Annotated in this window: 20 protein-coding genes and 1 tRNA gene; 9 read left to right on the top strand and 12 right to left on the bottom strand. The window is 69.5% G+C overall.

All coding sequences use genetic code 11. The features are described 5' to 3' along the window. Positions 1-10: 10 nt before the first annotated feature. Both QOZ81_RS08495 and QOZ81_RS08490 read left to right on the top strand, forming a co-directional pair. A tRNA-Met gene (locus QOZ81_RS08495) sits at positions 11-87 on the top strand. Between the two features lie 295 nt (positions 88-382). After that, on the top strand, positions 383-760 hold the full coding sequence (locus QOZ81_RS08490; RefSeq protein ID WP_291198928.1) for a hypothetical protein: 378 nt from the start codon (positions 383-385) through the stop codon (positions 758-760). A 248-nt stretch (positions 761-1,008) separates the two neighbouring features. On the opposite strand, the gene QOZ81_RS08485 is transcribed toward QOZ81_RS08490, so the two are convergent. Continuing rightward, positions 1,009-1,320 carry an HU family DNA-binding protein gene (locus QOZ81_RS08485; protein ID WP_291198929.1) on the bottom strand — a complete coding sequence of 104 codons (312 nt, stop codon included), beginning with the start codon at positions 1,318-1,320 and terminating at the stop codon, positions 1,009-1,011. 300 nt (positions 1,321-1,620) lie between these two features. Beyond that, positions 1,621-2,271 carry a GAF domain-containing protein gene (locus QOZ81_RS08480; protein ID WP_291198930.1) on the bottom strand — a complete coding sequence of 217 codons (651 nt, stop codon included), beginning with the start codon at positions 2,269-2,271 and terminating at the stop codon, positions 1,621-1,623. Positions 2,272-2,460: 189 nt separating this feature from the next. On the opposite strand from QOZ81_RS08480, the gene QOZ81_RS08475 reads away from it, so the two are divergent. Beyond that, a complete protein-coding gene (locus QOZ81_RS08475; protein WP_291198932.1) occupies positions 2,461-3,201 on the top strand; it encodes a hypothetical protein in 741 nt (246 codons plus the stop codon). Between the two features lie 13 nt (positions 3,202-3,214). On the opposite strand, the gene QOZ81_RS08470 is transcribed toward QOZ81_RS08475, so the two are convergent. Continuing rightward, a complete protein-coding gene (locus QOZ81_RS08470; protein WP_291198933.1) occupies positions 3,215-5,773 on the bottom strand; it encodes a ligand-binding sensor domain-containing protein in 2,559 nt (852 codons plus the stop codon). Positions 5,774-5,848: 75 nt separating this feature from the next. Further along, positions 5,849-6,958 carry an N-acetyl-alpha-D-glucosaminyl L-malate synthase BshA gene (gene bshA / locus QOZ81_RS08465; RefSeq protein ID WP_291198935.1) on the bottom strand — a complete coding sequence of 370 codons (1,110 nt, stop codon included), beginning with the start codon at positions 6,956-6,958 and terminating at the stop codon, positions 5,849-5,851. A 48-nt stretch (positions 6,959-7,006) separates the two neighbouring features. Between bshA and QOZ81_RS08460 the strand changes: the two genes are divergently transcribed. Genes QOZ81_RS08460 through QOZ81_RS08450 form a run of 3 tightly spaced genes read left to right on the top strand, consistent with a single transcriptional unit; the run spans position 7,007 to position 9,016 of the window. Then, a complete protein-coding gene (locus QOZ81_RS08460) occupies positions 7,007-7,264 on the top strand; it encodes a YggT family protein (protein WP_291198937.1) in 258 nt (85 codons plus the stop codon). Positions 7,265-7,271: 7 nt separating this feature from the next. Continuing rightward, positions 7,272-7,817: a DivIVA domain-containing protein gene (locus QOZ81_RS08455; RefSeq protein ID WP_291198939.1), complete on the top strand. Its 546-nt coding sequence runs from the start codon at positions 7,272-7,274 to the stop codon at positions 7,815-7,817. 26 nt (positions 7,818-7,843) lie between these two features. Continuing rightward, complete coding sequence (locus tag QOZ81_RS08450; RefSeq protein ID WP_291198942.1) at positions 7,844-9,016, top strand: thiolase family protein; 1,173 nt, start codon at positions 7,844-7,846, stop codon at positions 9,014-9,016. 70 nt (positions 9,017-9,086) lie between these two features. Here the strand turns inward: QOZ81_RS08450 and QOZ81_RS08445 are convergent, their stop codons facing one another. From QOZ81_RS08445 to QOZ81_RS08410, 8 genes are all read right to left on the bottom strand, one after another. After that, a complete protein-coding gene (locus QOZ81_RS08445; protein WP_291198944.1) occupies positions 9,087-10,613 on the bottom strand; it encodes an OmpP1/FadL family transporter in 1,527 nt (508 codons plus the stop codon). Positions 10,614-10,755: 142 nt separating this feature from the next. Continuing rightward, on the bottom strand, positions 10,756-11,517 hold the full coding sequence (trpA, locus tag QOZ81_RS08440; RefSeq protein ID WP_291198946.1) for a tryptophan synthase subunit alpha: 762 nt from the start codon (positions 11,515-11,517) through the stop codon (positions 10,756-10,758). Position 11,518: 1 nt separating this feature from the next. Further along, a complete protein-coding gene (gene trpB, locus QOZ81_RS08435; RefSeq protein ID WP_291198948.1) occupies positions 11,519-12,703 on the bottom strand; it encodes a tryptophan synthase subunit beta in 1,185 nt (394 codons plus the stop codon). After that, positions 12,700-13,320, bottom strand: coding sequence for a phosphoribosylanthranilate isomerase (locus tag QOZ81_RS08430; RefSeq protein ID WP_291198950.1), 621 nt, complete (start codon positions 13,318-13,320; stop codon positions 12,700-12,702). The genes trpB and QOZ81_RS08430 overlap by 4 nt, the downstream gene beginning before the upstream one ends. Continuing rightward, entirely contained in the window at positions 13,317-14,141 is an 825-nt protein-coding gene (locus QOZ81_RS08425) for an indole-3-glycerol-phosphate synthase (RefSeq protein WP_291198952.1), read from the bottom strand. The genes QOZ81_RS08430 and QOZ81_RS08425 overlap by 4 nt, the downstream gene beginning before the upstream one ends. Beyond that, positions 14,138-15,172, bottom strand: coding sequence for an anthranilate phosphoribosyltransferase (trpD, locus tag QOZ81_RS08420; protein WP_291198954.1), 1,035 nt, complete (start codon positions 15,170-15,172; stop codon positions 14,138-14,140). Before trpD ends, QOZ81_RS08425 begins: the two co-directional genes overlap by 4 nt. After that, the gene (locus QOZ81_RS08415) at positions 15,169-15,744 is read right to left on the bottom strand and encodes an anthranilate synthase component II (protein ID WP_291198956.1); all 576 of its coding nucleotides are present in this window, start codon (positions 15,742-15,744) and stop codon (positions 15,169-15,171) included. The genes trpD and QOZ81_RS08415 overlap by 4 nt, the downstream gene beginning before the upstream one ends. Further along, positions 15,741-17,156, bottom strand: a complete 1,416-nt coding sequence (locus QOZ81_RS08410; RefSeq protein WP_291198958.1) for an anthranilate synthase component I family protein — start codon at positions 17,154-17,156, stop codon at positions 15,741-15,743. Before QOZ81_RS08410 ends, QOZ81_RS08415 begins: the two co-directional genes overlap by 4 nt. 233 nt (positions 17,157-17,389) lie before the next feature. Here QOZ81_RS08410 and QOZ81_RS08405 point away from each other — a divergent pair, with 233 nt between their 5' ends. The 3 genes from QOZ81_RS08405 to QOZ81_RS08395 are packed head-to-tail and all read left to right on the top strand — an operon-like array spanning position 17,390 to position 20,037. Further along, positions 17,390-18,316, top strand: a complete 927-nt coding sequence (locus QOZ81_RS08405; protein WP_291198960.1) for a hypothetical protein — start codon at positions 17,390-17,392, stop codon at positions 18,314-18,316. Further along, positions 18,300-19,094: a 5'-nucleotidase C-terminal domain-containing protein gene (locus QOZ81_RS08400; protein ID WP_291198963.1), complete on the top strand. Its 795-nt coding sequence runs from the start codon at positions 18,300-18,302 to the stop codon at positions 19,092-19,094. Before QOZ81_RS08405 ends, QOZ81_RS08400 begins: the two co-directional genes overlap by 17 nt. Before the next feature lie 10 nt (positions 19,095-19,104). Continuing rightward, the gene (locus QOZ81_RS08395) at positions 19,105-20,037 is read left to right on the top strand and encodes a bifunctional metallophosphatase/5'-nucleotidase (protein ID WP_291198965.1); all 933 of its coding nucleotides are present in this window, start codon (positions 19,105-19,107) and stop codon (positions 20,035-20,037) included. The last annotated feature ends 40 nt before the right edge of the window (positions 20,038-20,077 follow it).

Raw genomic sequence — 20,077 nt, 5'->3', positions numbered from 1 at the left:
GTCCCTTCGTGGCTGGGTAGCTCAGGTGGTTAGAGCGAGGGTCTCATAATCCCTAGGTCGGCAGTTCGAGTCTGCCTCCAGCCACCACTCAACAGACCGGAGCCGAGAGGCTCCGGTTTTGCTGTACCCCCACCCAAGCCAACAGACTCGGACTGCCGAGAAGCAGTGGCGGCCCGGCTGACTCGGGCACCTCCTGTGCCCTCGCCCTTCGGGCGGCCATCGCCTGCGGCGATGCCGTCCTATTCGCCACTCCTGGCGAATGGTGGCTGCAGCGAGCAAGGCCCCAGTGGGGCCTGCGCAGCGTCCGCAGCCGGGGCCAGCCACGCGCCAGTTCGAGTCTGCCTCCTTGAGGAGTAACCTGAGGCGTCCCTCAGAGGAAATCATGGCGTTCCTGTTTATCCACCACGACGACTATGTGATCTTGCAGCTGACCGGAACATTCTCCCGCATGGGTCTCAAGGAGATCACCCGGCGAGTGGAGGAGATCGAGTCATCAACGGATGTGACGCCGAATCGGGTTGTCGATGTCGGCTCCGTGGACGTGTTCGACATTTCCTTCGAAGACGTGTTCGACTTTGCGCAGATCCGGAAGGCCATGCCCCTCAAGAATCCGGTCAAATCGGCCTTCATCGTGGATAGAGACCTTACCTACGGAATGACCCAGATGTTCAAGACCTTGAACGATCATCCGCAGATCACGATCCGGATCGTCAGATCCCTCGCTGAAGCCGAGGCCTGGTTCGGCGAGAGCCCCTTCTAGGCAACCGGACCCGGGATCCGGATCGGCTGGTAGCCAGGCGGAGCCACTCAGGGCAGGCGTCCTCTGCGCCTCATTCATAGCGAGGCAATTTCATCCAGGTCCCCATGACCCCTGGGCCGCCAGTTCGAGTCTGCCCAAGCAGCTTGTCCAAAGCCCGCTTGACAAGCATTGTCGAGTACAAAAATCCCCGTCGTACAAAACAAGCGGGGAGGCACATAGCCTCCCCGCCTGCCTTTCTCAGAACGCCACTACTTCTTCTTGGCAGCCTTCTTGGGGGCGGCCTTCTTCGCGGCGCCGGCCTTGGAGGCCTTGAAGCCCATGGACTTGGAAGCGCCGATCTTGATCGCGGCGCCAGTCTGGGGGTTGCGGCCGGTGCGGGCCTTGCGGACCTTCTGGGAGAAGGTGCCGAAGCCGACCAGGGTCACCTTCCCGCCCTTGCCGACGTGGCCGGAGATGGTTCCGAGGAAGCAGCCGATCGCAGCGGCGGCGGCGGACTTGGTGATGTCGGCAGCCTTGGCGACGGCTTCGACGAGTTCAGCCTTGGTGAGGTTCTCGGCCATGAAATGGCTCCTGTGTAAGGGCGTGGGCCCGCACAGGATCATGCCCTCAATCGCGGCAGATTCAAGCCCGAATTGAGTTCCCGGGAAATTCGTAAAGCGGTCCCCCCCTGCCCGGAGCCCCGGAGGCCCCCTCTGCAGGCGCTTGCACTGGTCGAGAATCCCAGTCAGCTCAAGGCGATTTCCATGACGGGAATGAGGCTGGGCCTGGATCGGCGCCGGGGTGGACGCCCGGGGAGGCCGCCCCTCCCGGCTCCGTCGATGGCGACCTTCGGGTCGAACCGGGTGTGGCGGGCGGGGACCCTACCGGCCCTTCTCCGCGCTCTCCAGGCGCTCCGTGGCCTCGATGGCCAGGCTCACCAGGCTGGAGGCGAAGGCCGCGAACTGCTTCTCCTCCGGCAGCCAGGCCCGCATCGGGCCTGTGTGCTCGAGGCAGACCACGCCCGCCAGCTTGTCGCCCTGCTTGATGGGCACGTCCAGCATGGAGGTGATGCTCAGCGGGACCAGGTAGCCCTCGGCAAACTCGCGCGTGCGGGAATCCTGGCAGGCGTCCTCGGCGGCCACCACCCGGCCGCGTTCGATCTCTGCGAAATACGTGGGGTAGTCGCCGGCCGACAACCGCGCACCTTCACTGTGGAGCCCTTCAAGCCCGTCGAAGATGCAGGCGCAGGTCAGGGTCGTCCGCGTCTCGTCGAGGAACCAGACACTGGCCCGCTGCACCTGGACCGAGAGGGCCGCCATGCGGGTGATGTCGCGGAGCGCGCTGCCGAGGTCTCCGGACACGATGGACCGGTGGCGGCTGAGCAGGGTCATGGCCATGAGCAGGCGGTTGAGGAAGTTCTCCTTCTCCCGCAGCTGGTGGACCTCGAGGGTCAGGGCCTCGACATCCACCACCTTCGCCCCGTCGAAGAGGTCAAAGACGGATCCGTCGTTTGGATGCAACCGGCTAGGCAAGGGGGCCCCTACAGGCAAAAAACCAGTCTGCTCGAACGGGGCATTCCAGGGGAGTGGCAGCCATCACAGTTCAGCCTTCAGTGAATCATATGATTCGACTTCCCCTCTCGACCCAATCAGTGACCTTGCGCTCCTCATTGACAGGCCGAACTGAGGGCCCTATCCCTGGAGGATTTCCCGGATGGTGCCATGTCGTCTGCCCGTCTCCGCCTTCGTCTGGTCCAAGCCGGGGTCTGCCTGCTTGGCCTCAGCCTGCCGACCCGCGCCCAGGATGGGTCTCCCTGGTCCATGACGGCCTACCTCCAGCAGAGTTGGCCGAAGCAGACCGAGACGAACCGCCAGATCAGGGAGATCAACGCGACCTTCGGCGCCGCCTTCCGGACCTGGGATGACGTACCGAACCTCAACCTGGGACTGCAGCTCTTCCGGGAGCTGGATCCGAAGTGGAAGGTGGGGCTCGGGCTGGACTGGTCCCGCGGGAAGATCGACGGGACGACCACGGTGGATACGCCCGCCGGCGCCGCAACCCTTGCCTTCAAGCAGGAATACTCGATCTACGCGGACTTCTTCGTCCTGGCCCAGTACCGGCCCCTGGGTGCGAACGGGCGCTGGGTGCCCTTCCTGCTCGGAGGGGTCGGCCTCGCCTACGAGAAGGACCGGACCCGCCTCGCCTTGCGCAACGGCGTCCTGGACGAATCCCTGCAGGTGGACAACAGCGGCTGGTTCCCCATCGCCACCTTTGGCGTCGGGGTGGACGCCTACGTCTCCGACAGGAGGACATGGTACGCCGAGGCCGGTCTCAGCTACTCCTGGGCCCGGCTCCGGCACTCGGTCCCGGCCTCGGGTTCCCTGGCCCCCTCACCCACGGTCACGGCGGACACCGATTCCACCGGCCCCAATGTCTGGCTGGGCCTGGGTCGGCGCTTCTAGCGAGCCGGTCGCGTCAGGGATCGCCCTTGGCCTTGGTCTTATGGTGGCCCGAGTAGTCCGGGAACAGGGTGCCCACGCAATCTGGGCAGATGCCGTGGGAGAACCCCACCTCCGAATGGTCGCTGATGTACTGCTCCAGCTGGTTCCAGTAGCCCCGGTCGTCGCGGATCTTCTTGCAGCTCGCGCAGATGGGCAGCAGGCCCGAGAGCTGCTTCACCCGGCCCAGCGCCTCGGTGAGGTCGGCGTTCCGGGACCGCAATTCTTCGGTCCGCTTGGCGACGAGCTCCTCCAGCTCCACCTTGCTCTGCGCCAGGCTCGCCACCCGCAGGCGGACGATGAGGACGACCAGCCCGGCGGCGGCCAGGCCCCACAGCGCCAGGGCCCACCAGGTGCGCCACCACCGGGGCAGGACCTCGAAGGCGAGGCTGACGACGGGGCCGAAGGCCCCATCGGGCTGGGCCGCCCGGACCTCGAAGCGGTACCTGCCGGCAGGCAGGCTCGGATAGCGCGTCAGGGGTGCTTCGAGGTCTCGCCAGTCCTCTTCCAGGCCCACCAGGCGGACCTGGATCTTCAGCTGGCCCTCGTGGCGGTAGCTGGGAACGGCCACGCGGAAGGCGAGGCTGGATTCCCTCGGCGCCACCGGCTCCAGGGCCGCCAAGGGGGCTTCCAGCCGCCGTTCCCCTTTCTGGGCGAACAGGATCTGGGGCAGCGGGGGTGGCAGGGCGGCCGGCCCTTCGCCACCGTCGTAGCGGACAACGCCGGCCGAAGTCCCCACCCAGATCCGGCCCTTCTCGGCCAGCAGGGCCAGCAGATCGCAGTCCTCGCTGATCATGCCTTCCCTACGGCCCAGGCGGATGGGCTGGTCGAGGCACTCGAAACCTTGGCTGGAGCTGGCCCAGGCGTGGCCGTCCGGGTCGACCTCCAGGGCGTAGATCCGGTCTGAGCGGAGCCCCTGTCCCGCCCGGCGCCGCTCGAGCACCGTGACCTGCGTTCCGTCGATGCGGATCCTCTGGAGGCCCTGGGGCTCGGTGTAGTGGACCCAGGCGCTGCCGTCCGGCAGGAAGGCCATCCCATGCAGGCCGAAGGGCAGGATTCCGTCCTTCTCGTCGAACAGGTGCCAGGCCCCGGAGCGCTCCCGGAGGTAGAGGCCGCGGGTGGTCGCCACCCACAGCCGGCCCGAGGCATCCTGGCGCATCTGGAATGCCCCCAGGGCCCCCGATGGCGCGACCTCCGGTCCCACCTCCTGGACCAGGCGCTGCTTCCCGGCGTCCCAATGCAGGATGCCCAGCCGCGAATGGCCGGCCCAGATCCCGCCCGACCCATCGGCCATGACGGTGTTCAGGGCGCTGCCGAGCTCACCCAGCGGGGCCACCCTGGCCGTCGATTCGCCAGGGCCGAGCCACAGCGCGGGTCCAGTGGTCCCCACCATCCAGAGCCGGCCGGTCCCGTCGATCGCCAGCCCCTTGATGCGCCGTCCCTCGGTGCCCGGAATGCGCGCGTGGCTGGCCGCGCCCACCCGGAAGACGCCGTCATCTGTGCCCACCAGGAGCTGTCCCCGGACATCCCGCAGGAAGGCCCAGACGATCACGCCGGAGGGGCCCTCGGCCAGTGGGTGGTTCCAGAGCTGATCGTTTCCCTGCAGCCGGGCCACCGCCGTGCCCAGCAGCCAGAGGCCCCCTTCCCGGTCCCGGAAGACCTTCCGGACCCAGCGCATGGGCAGGCCCGCGGTATCGTCCAGCGCGGCGCTCTTCGGACCCTGGAGGCACAGCGCGCCCTTCAGGGTCGGCAGCCAGAGCGACCCGTCCCGATCCAGGAAGAAGTCGCCGTAGGGCGTGACCGGGGCCTTCAGGAGCCTGGACTGATCGGTGAAACGGGTCGCCCCGGCCTCCTTCATGACCAGGGTCCGGCCCGAGCAGGCCCAGAATCGGCCTTGATCGTCTTCACGGGCGAGCTCGATGCGGGTCCGGGGCAGGCCCTGGCTCGAATTCCAGGATTCGATGCCGCCGCCGGGGCGGAAGGCGGTCAGGCCATGCTCACCGCCCACGAGCATCGCTCCGGACTGGCCCACGCTCACCGTGAAGACCTGTCCCGGCGGGCCCTGAGGGTGGGGCCTGAAGGTCAGGTCCTCCCCTTCCACGAAGAGGCCCCGCGTCGCGGCGATCCAGAGGCGCCCGGAAGGATCGTGGGCCATCGCCAGGGTGCCGGTGAAGGGGGTCCGATCCGGGAAACGGGCCAGGTCGAGGCGCCCATTCCGGAGCCGGACCAGGCCCTGGGGTGTGGATGCCCACACGCCTCCGGTGGGGCTTGCGGCCAGCCGGTCCACATGGTCGGAGGGCATCCCCTCCTTCCGGCTCCAGTGGCTGCTTTGCCCGCCCTCGTAGCGGAAGAGCCCGACCTCGCTGCCCAGCCAGATGAACCCGTCCGCATCCTGGGCGATGCAGAGGACGCCCCCATCGGGGAGGCCCTGGGCCGGTCCCAGCACTTCGAAGGGACGTCGCCAGCCCCCGGTGGCCCAGGCCACCCCGGTCAACCCGAGGAGCAGGACCATGCGTACGAATTGCCGAACCGTCACCGGGACTCCTTCATCTCCTCTTCATCGGCGGACCCGGCCCTTTGGCTGATTCCGGAGCGATGCCGGGATGGCCCGTCAGTCCTGGCCCAGGACACGGCGGTACAGGGCCTCGTAGCGGTCCACGATGGGCCCTTCGGCGAAGGTGCCCAGGGCACGTTCCCGGGCGGCCGTGCCCATGGTCAGCCGCAGATCCTCGTCCCGCAGCAGCCGGACGGCATCGGCCGCCATGGCGTCCACGTCGCCCAGGGCCTCGAGGTAGCCGTCCACCCCGTGCCGCACCACTTCCGGCAGGCCGCCCACCCGGCTGGCGATGACGGGCACCCGGTGGCCCATGGCCTCCAGGGCCGCCAGGCCGAAGCTCTCCGTGGCGCTGGGCAGGATGAACAGATCGGAACAGGCCAGCACGGTGCCGATGTCGAGCTGCTTGCCCGTGAACCGCACCTCGGCGGCAAAGCCGCGGTCCCGGCAGAAGGCCTCGGCCTCCACGCGGTCGGGGCCGTCGCCCACCATGATGAGGCGCACGGGGACTTCCTTCCGCACCCGCTCGAAGACCCTGAGTACGTCCATGACCCGCTTCACGGCTCGGAAGTTCGAGATGTGGGTCAGCACGAAGGCGGCCTTGGGGGCCAGCCAGGCCCGGCAATCGGGCCGCTCCTGGCCCGGGGGTTCCACGAAGTTGCCGATGACGTCGATGGCGCGGTCCACGCCGAAGGTCCGGACGGTCTCGTCCCGCAGATACTCCGAAACGGCCGTGACGCCGTCGCTCTCGCGGATGGCCATCTTCACCATGGGCAGGTAGCTGGGATCGCTGCCCACCACCGTGATGTCCGTGCCGTGCAGGGTGGTCACCACCTTGAGGTGGGGCACGGCCATGCGCGCCAGCAGCGCCGCCATGGCGTGGGGTATGGCGTAGTGGGCATGGATGATGTCCAGGCCGTTGTGCTCGGCCACGTCGGCCATCTTCGAGCCCAGGGCGATGGAATAGGGCGCATCCTCGAACAGGGGGTAGGGGCTGGCCCGCACCTCGTGGAAGGTGATGCGGTCCTCGAAGCCCACCAGGCGTGGCGGCAGGCTCGGGCTGAGGATGTGCACCTCGTGGCCCCGGGCCGCCAGGGCCTTGCCCACCTCCGTGGCCACGACGCCCGAGCCGCCGAAGGTGCTGTAGCAGGAGATGCCGATGCGCATGGAAGATCCTCGTCCCAGCTATCATGAAGCGTTCCCAGGATCCTGCCCATGCCCCTTCTCTTCACCATCGCCTACTACGCCCTGGATGCGGTCATCTACCTGCTGATCGCCACGGCCATCCTGTCCTGGTTCCCCATCGACCCCCGGAACCGCTGGGTCCGCCTGCTGCACACCGTCACCGAGCCCATCCTCCACCCCATCCGGGCCCTCGTCCCGCCCATCGGGGGCTTCAGCCTCGACATCCTCATCGCCGTGCTGCTGCTCGGCGTCATCCAGCGGGTCTTCCTCCGGGCCCTGACCTCCTGAGGCCATCATGAAATACACCCCCCTCGACATCCAGCGCCGGGAATTCGAGAAGGTCTTCCGGGGCCTGGAGGAATCCGAGGTCCGCACCTTCCTCCACGAGATCGCCGGGGAGTGGGAGGAGCTGCTGGCCGAGAACCAGAAGCTCAAGGAGGAGATCCTCGACAACCGCGAGCGGCTGCGTCAGTACCAGGACCAGGACCGCATCTTCCGCGAGACCCTGCTGCAGGCCCAGCGCACCCGGGAGGATGTGCTGGACGGGGCCAACCGCGAGAAGGAGCTGGTCATCCGCGAGGCCCAGTTCAAGGCCGAGGAGGTGGTCCGCGAGGCCCAGCAGCATGTGGTGGAGCTGGAAGTGCACATCCGCAACCTGAAGATGGAGCGCCTCAAGTTCCTGCGGGAAGTGGAGTCCCTCATGGACCGCACCCGCCGCCACCTGCAGGACGAGGCCCCGGACGTCTATGTGGCCGCGCCCCCCACCCTGAACCTGGAGAACCTCGACCTCAGCGCCCTGGACGAGACCTTTCCCACCCAGAAGCGGTCGAACCTGACCTGATTGCCCCGCGCACCACCGGAGTCCCCATGTCCCACGCCGTCATCCTCAAATCCCTCCGCAGCCCCATCGGCAAGTTCCAGGGGGCGCTGGCGCCCCTGGCGGCGCCGGATCTGGCGGCCCAGGTGGTGAAGGCGCTGCTGGCCGCGGTGCCGGGCGCCCTGCCCTCGGAGGCCATCTTCGGCAACGTGGTGGGCGCGGGCGTGGGCCAGGCCCCGGCCCGCCAGGCGGCCCTGCGCGGCGGCCTGCCCGCCAGCGTGTCGGCGCTGACCATCAACAAGGTCTGCGGCAGCGGGCTCAAGGCCATCCAGCTGGCGGCCAACGCCGTGCGCCTGGGTGACCACGAGGTGGTTCTGGCGGGCGGCATGGAGTCCATGTCCAACGCGCCCTACCTCATGCCCAAGCTGCGCACCGGCGCCCGCATGGGCCACACCGAGGCCAAGGACGCGATGATTCTCGACGGCCTCTGGTGCGCGATGACGGATCAGCACATGGGCCACACGGGCGAGCTGGTGGCCGACAAGTACGGCGTGGGCCGCGAGGCCCAGGATGCGTGGGCCGCCGAGAGCCACCGCAAGGCCCTGGCGGCCATGCAGGCCGGCGCCTTCCAGGCCGAGATCGTGCCCATCGCCGTGCCCGGCAGGAAGGGCGACCTGATCGTCACTGAGGATGAGGGCCCCCGCGCCGACTGCACGACAGAATCCCTGGCCAGGCTGCGCCCGGCCTTCAAGAAGGATGGCACCGTCACCGCCGGCAACGCCCCCAGCGTGAACGACGGCGCCGCCGCTGCCCTGGTCACGACCGAGGACTACGCCAAGGCCCACGGCCTGCCCATCCAGGCGCGCATCCTGGGCACCGCCACCGCCGGTCTGGATCCCGAGTGGGTGCTCATGGCTCCCGTGGAGGCCATCCGCAAGCTCCTGTCGAAGGTGGGCTGGGGCGTGGACGACGTGGACCTCTGGGAGATCAACGAAGCCTTCGCCGTGCAGCTGGTGGCCACCATGCAGGAGCTGAACCTGCCCGCCGACCGCATCAACGTCCACGGTGGCGCCGTGGCCCTGGGCCATCCCATCGGGGCGTCCGGCGCCCGGGTGATGGCCACGTTGCTCCATGCGCTGGAGCGCCAGGGAAAGCAGCGCGGCATCGCCGCGTTGTGCCTCGGTGGCGGCAACGCCATCGCCATGGCCGTGGAACGCGTGTAGCGCGGCGGCGTAGCCGCCTAACAGAAATGAGGCCCGGCACGCCGGGCCTCATTTCTGCGTGAATCCGGGACTAGAAGCTGTACCGCAGGGCGGCGCCCAGGATGTTGATGCTGGCCTTGATGGTGCCGTTCAGGCTACCCCGAGTGGCGTTGTTGTCCGTAGGAGTGGTTCCGGCAGAGAGCATGACCTTGCCATCGCTGATGAAGAGGCGGCTGTAGCCGAAATCGAAGGTCGTCTGCTTCGAGAGTGCGTAGCTGGCCCCGAAGGACACCCACTTGCGATCATTGTCGGGGATGCGGGGGGTGCGGTGGGCATCATCCACGGCGCTCTTGTCGAAGGCGAGACCGGCGCGGAAGGTCCAGGCCTGGTTCACCTTCCAAGTGCCGCCCAGGGACACGAAGGTGGTGTCGTTCCAGTTCTCGTCCGTGACGGACTCCGTGGTCTGGCCGGGGGCGGTGTTATCCGGGAACTTCACGACCAGGGTCTTGAAGGAGGACCAGGTGGTCCGGGCCACTTCGCCCTGCAGCGAAAAGGTTGGGGACACCTTCCAGTCGAAGCCCAGCGAGGCCGTGGAGGGAAGATCCAGGTCCGCCTGGCCCCTGCCGTTCCTGAGACCGGCGCCGGTCAGGGCGGCGTAGTCGGTGGCGGGCATGGCCGTGGGGTATTCGAAGGTTGCATCACCCTTCAAGGTCATGGTCATGGCGGCCTGGTAGGCCAGGCCGATCCGCAGGTCCTTGGAGGGCTCGAAGATGATGCCGGCCTTCCAGCCGTAGCCCCAGCCATTGCCCTTCAGGCCGGCCTTGCCGTCCCAGGCGCCGGGAATGGCATAACCGGGCGTGCCGAAGGTGGCGTTGGGCAGGCCCATGGCAACAGCGGCGACGGGGCTGTTCTGACCGGGACCCGGGGAGACGGTGGACAACCCTGCGCCAGCCAGGCCAGCTCCCACCTTCAGGGCGAGCGCGGTGCCGTAGTCCACGGCGTTGGTGAGCTCCGCATCGGCCTTGCGGGCGATGAACGCCGCGCCGATCGTGACGGTATTGCTCACGCGGTAGGCGATGCTGGGGGCGATGTCGATGGTCTTCAGGTCGGACTTCAGGGCGTGGTAGCGGCCGATCCAGTTGGCGTCGTACTCCGTGGTGAGGCCGAAGGGCACGTTCAGCGAGAGGCCGATCTTGAGGTCCCGGTTCACGCTGTACATGATGTTGAACTCGGGCAGCACGGCCGAGATGGCGGCATTGCCGTGGTCCGCGGGGCCGGAGATGGTATTCAGGTTGGTGCCGGTGTTGGGGGCGCTCTGGAAGCCGAGCCCGAGCAGAGTCGGCGTGCGGGTGGCCGAGCCGTTCTCAAACTTGGCGCTCAGGCCCACATAGGTGCCGCCCATGGAGAACTGCCAGCCGTCGTACTGGGTCATCACCGCCGGGTTGAAGAAGAGGGAGCTGATGTCGCCGCCGCCCGCGCTGACGCCAGCGAAGGCGTTGCCCTGGGAAAGCGGGCTCTGCTCGCGGAGCTGGAAGCCGCTGGCCTTGGCCTGGGGTGCGAAGGCCCCGGCCGCGACCAGGGTCAGGGCGGTGAGGGTGAGACGCGAACGATGACTCATAGGGGCATAGCTCCTGACCCGGTGTCCCGGGGTGAGTGGCTGTCACCAGCCGATTCCGTAGGGATGAAGATGGACCACGATACCAAATCGCCCCGGTCCTGCAACCTCTCTCGGTACCAGGATCCGGCGGTTCATTCACGATCTAGGCATCACCAACCATGCGCGGCGACAGGGCGGCGCGGAGGCTTTGGCCCTCGGCCAGTTCCTGCACCAGGGCGGAGCCGATGACCGGCGTGGCACCCAGGAAGCGCACCCGCGCCAGGCTCTGCGGGTCCGACAGGCCGAAGCCCACGGCCAGTGGACGGTCCGAAAAAGTCCGAAGCTGCTGGACGCGCGCCGACACGGGTCCCATGTCCATGGCCTGCCCGGTACCGGTGACGCCAAGCCGGGCCACCACGTAGGCGAAGCGCTGGGCGAAGGCGGCGTCCGGCCCGGGATCAGGGCGCTCCACCAGGATCTGCCGGGCCCGCTCCAGGGTGGTGGTCGGGGCCAGCAGGGGCACCATGGGATAGCCCGCGGCGCGCAGGTCCGCCTCGAAGATGGGTTCCTCCCCGAAGGGCAGGTCCACCACGAGCAGCGCCTTCACGGGCGTCGGCGCCAGCAGGGCCCGCAGCCGCCCGGCACCGATCTGCAGCAGGGGATTGAGGTAGGTGAAGAGGATCACGTCGGGACTGTCCGTGATCCCCGCCAGGGCCTCCAGCACCCGCAGCGGCGTCGCACCGCGGCCGATGGCACGCTGGGCCGCCGCCTGCAGCACGGGGCCATCGGCGATGGGATCGGAGTGGGGCAGGCCCAGTTCGAGGGCTTCGAGACCGAGGGCCTTGGCTTCCGAGAGAAGGTGGGGCAAGGCCTCCATCGAGGGGTCGCCGGCCATGAGGAAGGGCAGCAGTGGATTCAGGCTCATGTCAGATCCCCAGACGCGACTGATAGGTGGACAGGTCCTTGTCGCCGCGGCCGCTGAGTCCCAGCAGCACGGTGGCGACGCCCTCCGCGGCGAGCGCGGGCAGCAGGGCCAGGGCGTGGCTGCTCTCCAGGGCGGGCAGGATGCCTTCGGCTTCGCAGAGCTGCCGGGCGCCCACGAGGGCCTCGTCATCCGAGGCCCGGCGTACTTCGACTTTCCCGTCGAGGGCCAGGGCCGCCAGCTCGGGCCCCAGGGCCGGGTAGTCCAGGCCGGCGCTGATGCTGGCAGTCTCCGCCGTGTGGCCGTGGTCGTCCTGCAGCAGCAGGGTTTTGCACCCATGAAGGACGCCCATGCGGCCGCCATCGAGCCGCGCCGCGTGTTCGCCGAGGGCCTGGCCGTGACCGCCAGCCTCCACCGCCACGCGGCGCAGGGCATCGCCGAGGAAGGGCACCAGCAGGCCGAGGCCATTGCTGCCTCCGCCCGCGCAGGCCAGGACCACTTCAGGAAGCGCTCCGGACTGCTCCAGCACCTGGGCCCGGGCCTCCTCGCCGATGACGGTCTGGAAGCTGCGCACCAGCGTGGGGAAGGGATGGGGTCCCAAAGCGGAGCCGAGAATGTAGTGGGCCTGGTCGCAGCGGCCGGCCCAGGCGCGCAGGGCCTCGTTCACGGCCTCCTTGAGGGTGCCCTGTCCCGCTTCCACGGGCACCACCTTCGTGCCGAAGAGCCGCATGCGGGCCACGTTCGGTGCCTGGCGGGCCATGTCGGTGACGCCCATGTAGACCGTGCAGCTCAGGCCCAGCCGCGCGCAAGCCGCTGCCGTGGCCACGCCATGCTGGCCCGCGCCGGTCTCGGCGATGATTTCGGTCTTGCTCATGCGCCGGGCCAGGATGGCCTGGGCCAGGGCGTTGTTGATCTTGTGGGCGCCGGTGTGGGTGAGGTCCTCGCGCTTGAGGAAGAGGGCCCGCAGGCCCAGCTTCGCGGCCAGTCGCGGCGCGGGCGTCAGTGGCGTGGGCCGGCCCACGAAGTGGCGCAGCTCGCCTTTGAGTTCCACCTGGAAAGCCGGGTCGGCCAGGGCCGAACGGAAGGCGGACTCCAGGTCGAGGAGCGGCTGCATGAGGGTCTCGGGCGCGTAGCAGCCGCCGAGTCCCTGGGTGCCGAAGCGGGAGACCAGGCTGAAGGTTTCGGTCATGGGTGCTCCAGGGCGTGAGCGGCAAGGATGAAGGCGGAGACTTTCGAGGGGTCCTTCTCGCCCGGCGAAGCCTCGAGGCGGCTGGCAGCGTCCACGCCGAGGAAGCGTTTGCGCACCGGCGCCGGCAGGCCCTGCACCCGCTCCCGCAGGTTCGTGGCGTCGAGTCCACCGGCCAGCAGGAAGGGCCCCGGCGGGGGATGGGCCATGGCATGGCCCATCCCGGAGCCGCCGGCCACGCCGGTGACCTGGGGGCTGGACTCCCAGAGGTAGAGATCCGCCGACACGGGGGCCTGGTCCAGTTCATCGGGCCAGGGCAGCAGGACCTGGAGGCCCGCCTCACGCAGCAGGCGGACGCCGGCTTCCCGGGCGACCGCGGGAAGGTAGGGCTGGACCTTCTGAAAGCCGTGACGCCGGGCCGTGGCGAGGATCGCTTCAGCATGCTGCGCCACCATCACCAGCACCGCGCGGTCCAGATGGGGCGCGGCCACGGTCAGATCGGCGCAGTTACGGGGGCTGGGCTCATGGAACACGAAGCCCAGCAGGTCGGCCCCCTGCCCCGCGGCGAAGGCCGCATCCTCGGGGCGCACCAGACCGCAGACCTTGGCGAGGGCGCTCATCGCAGGCCCGCCAGGATGCGGCTGAGGAAGTCGCGGGGATCGGGACTGCGCATGAGGGCTTCGCCGATGAGGACGGCATCGAAGCCCGCCCGCAGGGCCGCCCGGGCATCCTCGGGCGTGGCCAGGCCGGATTCCCGGATCAGCACCGCCTCGGGAAAGACCCGCCGCAGCGGCTCCGCGGTGGGCACGCCGAGGTTGAAGGTGGAGAGGTCCCGCGCGTTGATGCCCACCAGGCGGGCCTCGGCGGCCTGGGCAAAGCCCACCTCGGTCATGTCGTGCAGTTCCACGAGGGGTTCGAGGCCCCGCGCCCGCGCCGCCCCGGCGAAAGCCGCGGTGTGTTCCTTCAGCACCCGGGCGATGAGCAGCACCGCCTCGGCGCCACTGGTTTCCGCTTCGGCCAGCTGGGCCTCGGCGATCACGAAGCCCTTGTAGAGCCGGGGCTGCTTCAGCTCCGAGGCGGCCTTGAGGTGGTCCACCGAGCCCTTGAAATAGGCCGGCTCCGCCAGGATCGAGAAGGCAGCGGCGCCCCCTTCGCGGTAGGCCCGGAGCTGCGCCAGCAGGGGCGTGCCCATGGCGAAGGGCCCCAGCGAGGGCGAGGCCTGCTTGAACTCGGCGATGACCGCGCCGCCGCGCTCCCGGGCCTCGCGCCGCAGCGCTGCCTCGAAGGGGCCGGGCTCGACCAGTCGGGCGCGCCTCGGCGCGGCGGGATCACCCAGCGTGGCCAGTCGGGCCAGCTCCGAGACCAGCACCCGCTGCAGGTGGGAGCGCGACCCCAGGCCGGTCCCATGGACGAGGCTGGCCGGATCCGGCAGCCCGCTCATGGCTGCACCTCCGGGGCGGCGAAGGGCGGCGGGAAGCCCCGGTCGATCTGGGCCCGGGTCTCTCTGAGCGTGTCGGCCAGTCCTTCCAGCCCCGCCTGCCGGTGCAGGTGGAGGCCCAGAGCGGCCTGGAGGGCCACCGCATCGGCCACGGCGGGGCGGAAGTCCGCGTGGGCGGCGCCCGCGAAGAGGCCCCTGGCCACGGCGAGCGCCTCCGCCCGATCCACCACCCGCAGGGCATTCCGTGGTGGTGCTGCGAGGCCAAGCTCCCGTGGCACCAGCACCTGGGACGCTCCCACGCGCCCCTCGACCACCGCCAGGATCAAGGTGGGTCCCTCGATGGAGGCCTCGTCCAACCCCTTCCCTTCCGCGTCCTTGCCGTGGATGACGAAGGCCCGGCGCAGGCTCGTGCGGCGCTCCAGGGCGCCGGCCATGGGCGCCAGCAGCTCCTCCCGGGCCACGCCCAGCAGCTGCAGCGGGGGCTGGCCGGGGTTCAGGAGGGGACCCAGCAGGTTGAAGATGGTGGGGATGCCCAGGCGCTTGCGGATCTCCCGCAGACGACCCAGCAGCGGATGATAGGCCGGGGCGAAGAGGAAGGCGAAGTGGCGGGTGGCCAAATCCTTCTCAAGGTCGGAGATGGGCCGGGAGAGGTCGTAGCCCAGCGCCTCCATGAGGTCGGCGCTGCCGCAGACGCCGGTGGCGGCGCGGTTGCCGTGCTTAACCACGGGCACGCCGAAACGGGGCAGCAGCAGGGCCGACAGGGTGCTGAGGTTGGCGGTGGAGGCGCCATCGCCACCCGTCCCGACCACATCGATGGCGCCATCGGGCACGGTCGGGAAGGGCACGGCCACCGCCGAGAGCGCATCGGCGAAGGCGGCCAGCTCGTGGGCCTCGGGCACGCGCTGGGCCAGCAGGGCCAGGCAGGCGCCCACCAGGAGGGCGTCCGTGTCCTGGTCGATGAAGATGCGCATGAGCTCCGAGGCCGTGGCCTCGGGCAGGGGACGGATGGGATTGTGGGTCGTGAGGAGCGTCATCGGGATTCCTTGGCCAGGCGGAGGAAGTTCGCGAGCATGGCCGGACCGTCCGGCGTGAGGATGCTTTCGGGATGGAACTGCACGCCCCAGCGGGGCAGCTGCCGATGGGCCATGGCCATGATCTCGCCCCCGGGGCTGCGCCCGGTGACGCGCCAGCAGGCGGGCAGCGTGGAAGGCTCGGCGATGAGGCTGTGGTAGCGGCCCACGGGCAGGCCCGCAGGCAGATCCTTGAACAGGCCCGTGCCGTCGTGCTCCAGGGCCGTGGCCTCGCCATGCAGAGGCTCGATGGCGCGGATGACCCGGCCCCCGGTGGCGGCGGCCAGGGCCTGGTGCCCGAGGCAGACGCCCAGCAGGGGCACCCCCCAGTCCGAAGCGGCCAGGGCCATGTGGGCGGGGCTTTCCGTGGGGTGGCCGGGCCCCGGCGACAGCACCACGGCCTCGGGCCGCAGCGCCTGCGCCTCCTCCAGGGAGATGACATCGTGGCGGATCACGCGCACCTCGGCGCCCAGGGTCTCGAAGGCCTGGACGAGGTTGTAGGTGAAGGAATCGAGGGCATCGATGAGCAATATCACCGGGCACCCCCTTCCAGCTTCACGCCCAGGGCCTGGGCGATGGCGCCGAGCTTGTGCAGGGTCTCAAAATACTCCGCCTCGGGCCTTGAGGCCCGCACCACGCCGGCTCCGGCCTGGATGTGGGCGGCGCCGCCCGCATAGACCGCCGTGCGCAGGATGAGCGCCGTGTCGAGCACGCCATCGGCACCCAGCCGCAGCAGCACGCCGCCGTAGGGACCGCGCTGCTCCCTCTCCAGCTCGGCGATGCGCTGGCAGGCCCGGAGCTTGGGTGCGCCGCTGACGGTTCCCGCCGGAAAGGCGGCCGCCAGCACGTCCAGGGCATCCACGCCCGCCTTCAGCTTTGCCCGCACCGTGGTGGTCAGGTGCAGCACGTGGCTGGTGCGCTGGAGAGCCAGGGGCAGCTCCACGCGCACGCCGCCGGGCACCGCCACCCGACCCAGGTCGTTGCGGGCCAGGTCCACCAGCATCTGGTGCTCGGCCAGCTCCTTGGGATCACGCTTCAAGGCCTCGAAGCGCCGGGCGTCCTCCTCGGCACTGGCGCCCCGGGGCACGGTGCCGGCGATGGGCAGGGTCTCCGCCTCGCCATCCTGGACCCGCACCAGCATCTCCGGCGAGGCGCCCACCAGGGCGAAGTCCCCCCACTCGAGCAGGTAGCCGTAGGGGCTCGGGTTGAGGCGGCGCAGGCGGCGGTAGGCCTCCAGCGGCAGGGGCGGGTCCTCGATGCGGAAGCGCTGGCTGGGCACCAGCTGGTAGATGTCGCCGTCGAGGATCAGCTCCTGGGCCGCAGCCACGGCGCCCTCGTAGGCTTCGCGCGTCATCTGGGCCTGGGCGCTGGGCTCCGCGCCACCGGGGCCGGGATCCTGGGCCCCCTCCAGGAGGCGAGCCTTCAGGGCCGCCAGGCGCTTGAAGCCGGCTTCGGGAACCGCGGCCAGGGTCTGCAATTCCGCCACCTGGTGCAGGTGGTCGAAGACCAGGGCCGTGTCGAAGCGGCGCACCCATAGACCCGGCAGACCGAGGCTGTTCTTGGCGGGGAGCTGGAGGCTGGGCTCCATGGCCCCCATGGCCTCGAAGCCGAGATAGCCCGCACAGCCCACGCCCACCGGGAGCACCTCCCGCAGCACGGGCAGCGTGGCGGCCGGATCGTGGAGGGTCTCGGTGGGCGTCGCGCCCGCCAGGGTCCGGATGGCCTCGGCCCAGCCGTTGGCCGGCGCGGGCAGGCGGCATTCACTGGCCCCCTCGATGAGCACGAAACTGTGGCGGCCGACGCGCTCGCCCTGGTCGCAGGATTCCAACAGGAGGCTCGCCCCCGAGGACCGCAGCGCGAGGTAGGCCGCGAGGGGCGTCAGCAGGTCCGCGGGAAGAGGGTGCCGGATGAGGTTCATGGGTGGCTGGGACTTGGTTTGCTCAGACATGGGTTCATTCCATAACGAAAAAGCCCGACCGTGGGGTCGGGCTCGGAGGGTCCGGAATGGCGTCGGCCGCTAGGCCTCGCACAGGGAGCCGTCCGAGCCCGTACGCCACCACCAAGCCTCAGAGGAGAGACCCTGGCAGGGGATGGGGAAGGACAGCAGCATGGAAGCGATGAAACCCCATCGGTCCAGGCCCTGTCAAGTGTGGTTTGATGGGGGATTGCCTGTGGACGGACATGGAACCTGAGCGCCCCACCACCATTCACACCGAGGAGGAGCTGGCTCCCCGGGGCCCCTGGCCCTTCCTGCGCGGGGCCCTGCCCGGAGGCTTCACCCGCTGGGGCTGGGGAATCATGGCCGGGTGGATGCTCGTGCTGCTGGGCCCGGCCCTGGGCTGGGCCGGCCACCTGCGCCGCGCCGCAGGCTGGAGCGCCCTGCCCAGCCACTGGGGCGAGAGCCTCAGCGCCCGCGACATCTGGGAACTCTGGCAGAACGGGGGCCTGCAGTACCGCCTGACGAACTCCCCCACGGTGCACCTCTTCGGCCTCGGCCTGGTCGTCGTGCTCTGGTGCGGCTGGCGCATGCAGGCTGAAGTCGCGGGCCAGAAGGCCCGGTTGGGTGCCTGGCTGCTGGGCGCCCTGGACACCTTGCTGATCGGCGTGGTGCCGCTCGGGCTCGTGGCCTGGCTGGTGGATCTGGGTCTCGCCAAGGTCGGGAATGCCGGTCTGGACGCCCTGGGCTGGACCGCCTTCTTCGGCCGCCCGCTGGTGTGGATGTCCCTGGTCGCGGCCCTGAACGTCCAGTGGTGGCTCTGCCGCCTGGGCCGCTCCGCTGGGCTGGCGCATGGCTACCGCACACACCTCGGGGTCAGCTTCATGCGACTCTGGTCCCATCCCATCCAGTGGGGGCTGCTCTCGATCGGCGGCGCCGCGCTGCGGGCCCTCCCACCCTTCCTGGTGCTGCTGCTGGCGTGGCGCATGGGCGGCGGCACCACCTTCCGCGTGTGGCTGTTCCTCCTGCTCCAGCTCCTGGTCACGGCGGTCAACGGCTGGGTGATGGGCTGGCTGCTCCGTGCCGCGGCCCGGTTCTGGAACCACGACGTCCTGGTGCAGGACGTCCGCATGACTCTGAAGGAATCGCTCCGTGATGCCGAAGCCCTGTAGCGCCCTGCTCTGCTCCTTTTTTGCACTGGGTCTGGCGGCCCAGACGCCGGTCCGCAAGGCCGAGGTCATCCCGGTGGCCGCCACCATCCCCGAGGACGAGGCCATCCAGAAGGTCATCGCGCCCCTGGCGGCCGAGATCAAGGCCACCTTCGACCTGCCCCTGGTGCCGGCGCCGCTGGGGGTCTTCCGGGGCCGCCGCGGTGAGGAGAACCTGCTGGGCTACTGGGTGTCGGACGTGATGCGCAAGGCCGCCCAGGGCGTGGTGGGCAGTCCGGTGCGCTTCGCCATCACCAATGCCGGCGGCCTGCGGGGCAACCTGCGGCCGGGCCAGCTGAAGGTGGCCGACATCTTCGAGGTGATGCCCTTCGAGAACGAGCTGGTGGTGATCGAGCTGACTGGGGCCGAAATCATCCAGGTCGTGAAGGAGGGCATCGTGCGCCGCGGCGGCGAACCCTCCTCCGGCGTGAAGGCCGTGGTGGGGGGCACCCCAGAGGCCGTGACCTACACCATCACCTGGGAGGATGGTTCCCCCATCGACCCCGCGGCCACGGTGAAGGTGGCCACCTCGGACTACCTCTACGGCGGCGGGGATTCCATCCCCACCCTGAAGAAGGGCCGCAAGCCCTTCACCACCGGCCTGACCCTGCGCCAGATGCTGCTGGATGAATGTTCCTTCCTCGCGAAAGCAAAAAAGGAGCTGCTCCCGCCCCCGCCGGGCCGACTCACCATCCCGGTGCCGATCCAGGAAGCCATCCGCGACAAGAAGCTGAAGCTGTAGGGGTGTGACGATGAAACGCCGCGACTTTCTCGCCTCCCTCGGCGCCGCCACCCTCGCCAGCCGGGTCTCGCTGAAGGCCGGGGATGAGGGGCCCGCCTCGGGCCGCATCACCCTCCTGCACACCAACGACACCCACTCCCGCATCGAGCCTTTCGGTCCCGGCAACGGGGCCATCAGCGGCCTGGGCGGCATGGCCCGCCGCGCGACCCTGGTGAAGCAGCTGCGCCAGCAGCTGGGCCCGGTGCTGCTGCTGGACGCGGGCGATACCTTCCAGGGCACGCCCTACTTCAACCGCTACAAGGGCCGCCTGGACTACCAGCTCATGCGCATGGTGGGCTACGATGCGGGCACCCTGGGCAACCATGACTTCGACAATGGCGTGGGCATGCTGGTGGAGGCCATGGAGTCCATGGAGCAGCTCAAGCATGCGAACCCGCCCTTCGCCTTTCTGAACTGCAACTTCGACTGCAAGGGCGCCCCGGCCCTGGGCGGGCGGGTCCGCCCCTACCTGGTCCGGGAGTTCCCGGGTATCAAGGTGGGCCTCACGGGCGTGGGCGTGGCCTTCGCGGGCCTGGTGGCACCCAAGAACCACGAGGGGATCGAGTGGAAGGATCCCTATGCGAGCCTGAAACCCGTGGTAAAGCGCCTGCGCGAGGTGGAGAAGGTGGACTTGGTGGTGGTGCTGTCCCACCTGGGCTACAACCTGAACGGCAGCGCCCCGGACGACCTGCGGATGCCCGGCGAGGTGGCGGGCATCGATGCCATCATCGGCGGCCACAGCCACACCTTCCTTGAGGCCCCGACCAGGGTGTCCCAGGCCCAGGGCGAGACCCTCATCTTCCAGGTGGGCTTCGGGGGCGTGAACCTGGGCCGCATGGACTTCGCGGTCACCCGCGGCACAGTCCGCGCAGCCTCGGGAGCTGCCATGCCGGTGGCGGGATAATCCCAAGCGTGACCTAAGTCCCAAACCGCCGTCCAGACAG

This window comes from Geothrix sp., assembly GCF_030219325.1.
GTDB lineage: Bacteria > Acidobacteriota > Holophagae > Holophagales > Holophagaceae > Geothrix.
This window is presented reverse-complemented; position numbering and strand designations above follow the sequence as displayed.

Bases quoted from the DNA above. Each gene is read 5' to 3' on its own strand.
- QOZ81_RS08410 (WP_291198958.1), bottom strand. From the start codon at position 17,156: ATGTCTGAGCAAACCAAGTCCCAGCCACCCATGAACCTCATCCGGCAC.
- bshA (WP_291198935.1), bottom strand. From the start codon at position 6,958: ATGCGCATCGGCATCTCCTGCTACAGCACCTTCGGCGGCTCGGGCGTC.
- QOZ81_RS08460 (WP_291198937.1), top strand. From the start codon at position 7,007: ATGCCCCTTCTCTTCACCATCGCCTACTACGCCCTGGATGCGGTCATC.
- QOZ81_RS08395 (WP_291198965.1), top strand. From the start codon at position 19,105: ATGAAACGCCGCGACTTTCTCGCCTCCCTCGGCGCCGCCACCCTCGCC.
- QOZ81_RS08430 (WP_291198950.1), bottom strand. From the start codon at position 13,320: ATGAGCGCCCTCGCCAAGGTCTGCGGTCTGGTGCGCCCCGAGGATGCG.
- trpD (WP_291198954.1), bottom strand. From the start codon at position 15,172: ATGACGCTCCTCACGACCCACAATCCCATCCGTCCCCTGCCCGAGGCC.
- QOZ81_RS08475 (WP_291198932.1), top strand. From the start codon at position 2,461: ATGTCGTCTGCCCGTCTCCGCCTTCGTCTGGTCCAAGCCGGGGTCTGC.
- trpB (WP_291198948.1), bottom strand. From the start codon at position 12,703: ATGACCGAAACCTTCAGCCTGGTCTCCCGCTTCGGCACCCAGGGACTC.
- QOZ81_RS08425 (WP_291198952.1), bottom strand. From the start codon at position 14,141: ATGAGCGGGCTGCCGGATCCGGCCAGCCTCGTCCATGGGACCGGCCTG.
- QOZ81_RS08445 (WP_291198944.1), bottom strand. From the start codon at position 10,613: ATGAGTCATCGTTCGCGTCTCACCCTCACCGCCCTGACCCTGGTCGCG.
- QOZ81_RS08405 (WP_291198960.1), top strand. From the start codon at position 17,390: ATGGAACCTGAGCGCCCCACCACCATTCACACCGAGGAGGAGCTGGCT.
- QOZ81_RS08400 (WP_291198963.1), top strand. From the start codon at position 18,300: ATGCCGAAGCCCTGTAGCGCCCTGCTCTGCTCCTTTTTTGCACTGGGT.
- QOZ81_RS08450 (WP_291198942.1), top strand. From the start codon at position 7,844: ATGTCCCACGCCGTCATCCTCAAATCCCTCCGCAGCCCCATCGGCAAG.
- trpA (WP_291198946.1), bottom strand. From the start codon at position 11,517: ATGAGCCTGAATCCACTGCTGCCCTTCCTCATGGCCGGCGACCCCTCG.
- QOZ81_RS08490 (WP_291198928.1), top strand. From the start codon at position 383: ATGGCGTTCCTGTTTATCCACCACGACGACTATGTGATCTTGCAGCTG.
- QOZ81_RS08455 (WP_291198939.1), top strand. From the start codon at position 7,272: ATGAAATACACCCCCCTCGACATCCAGCGCCGGGAATTCGAGAAGGTC.
- QOZ81_RS08485 (WP_291198929.1), bottom strand. From the start codon at position 1,320: ATGGCCGAGAACCTCACCAAGGCTGAACTCGTCGAAGCCGTCGCCAAG.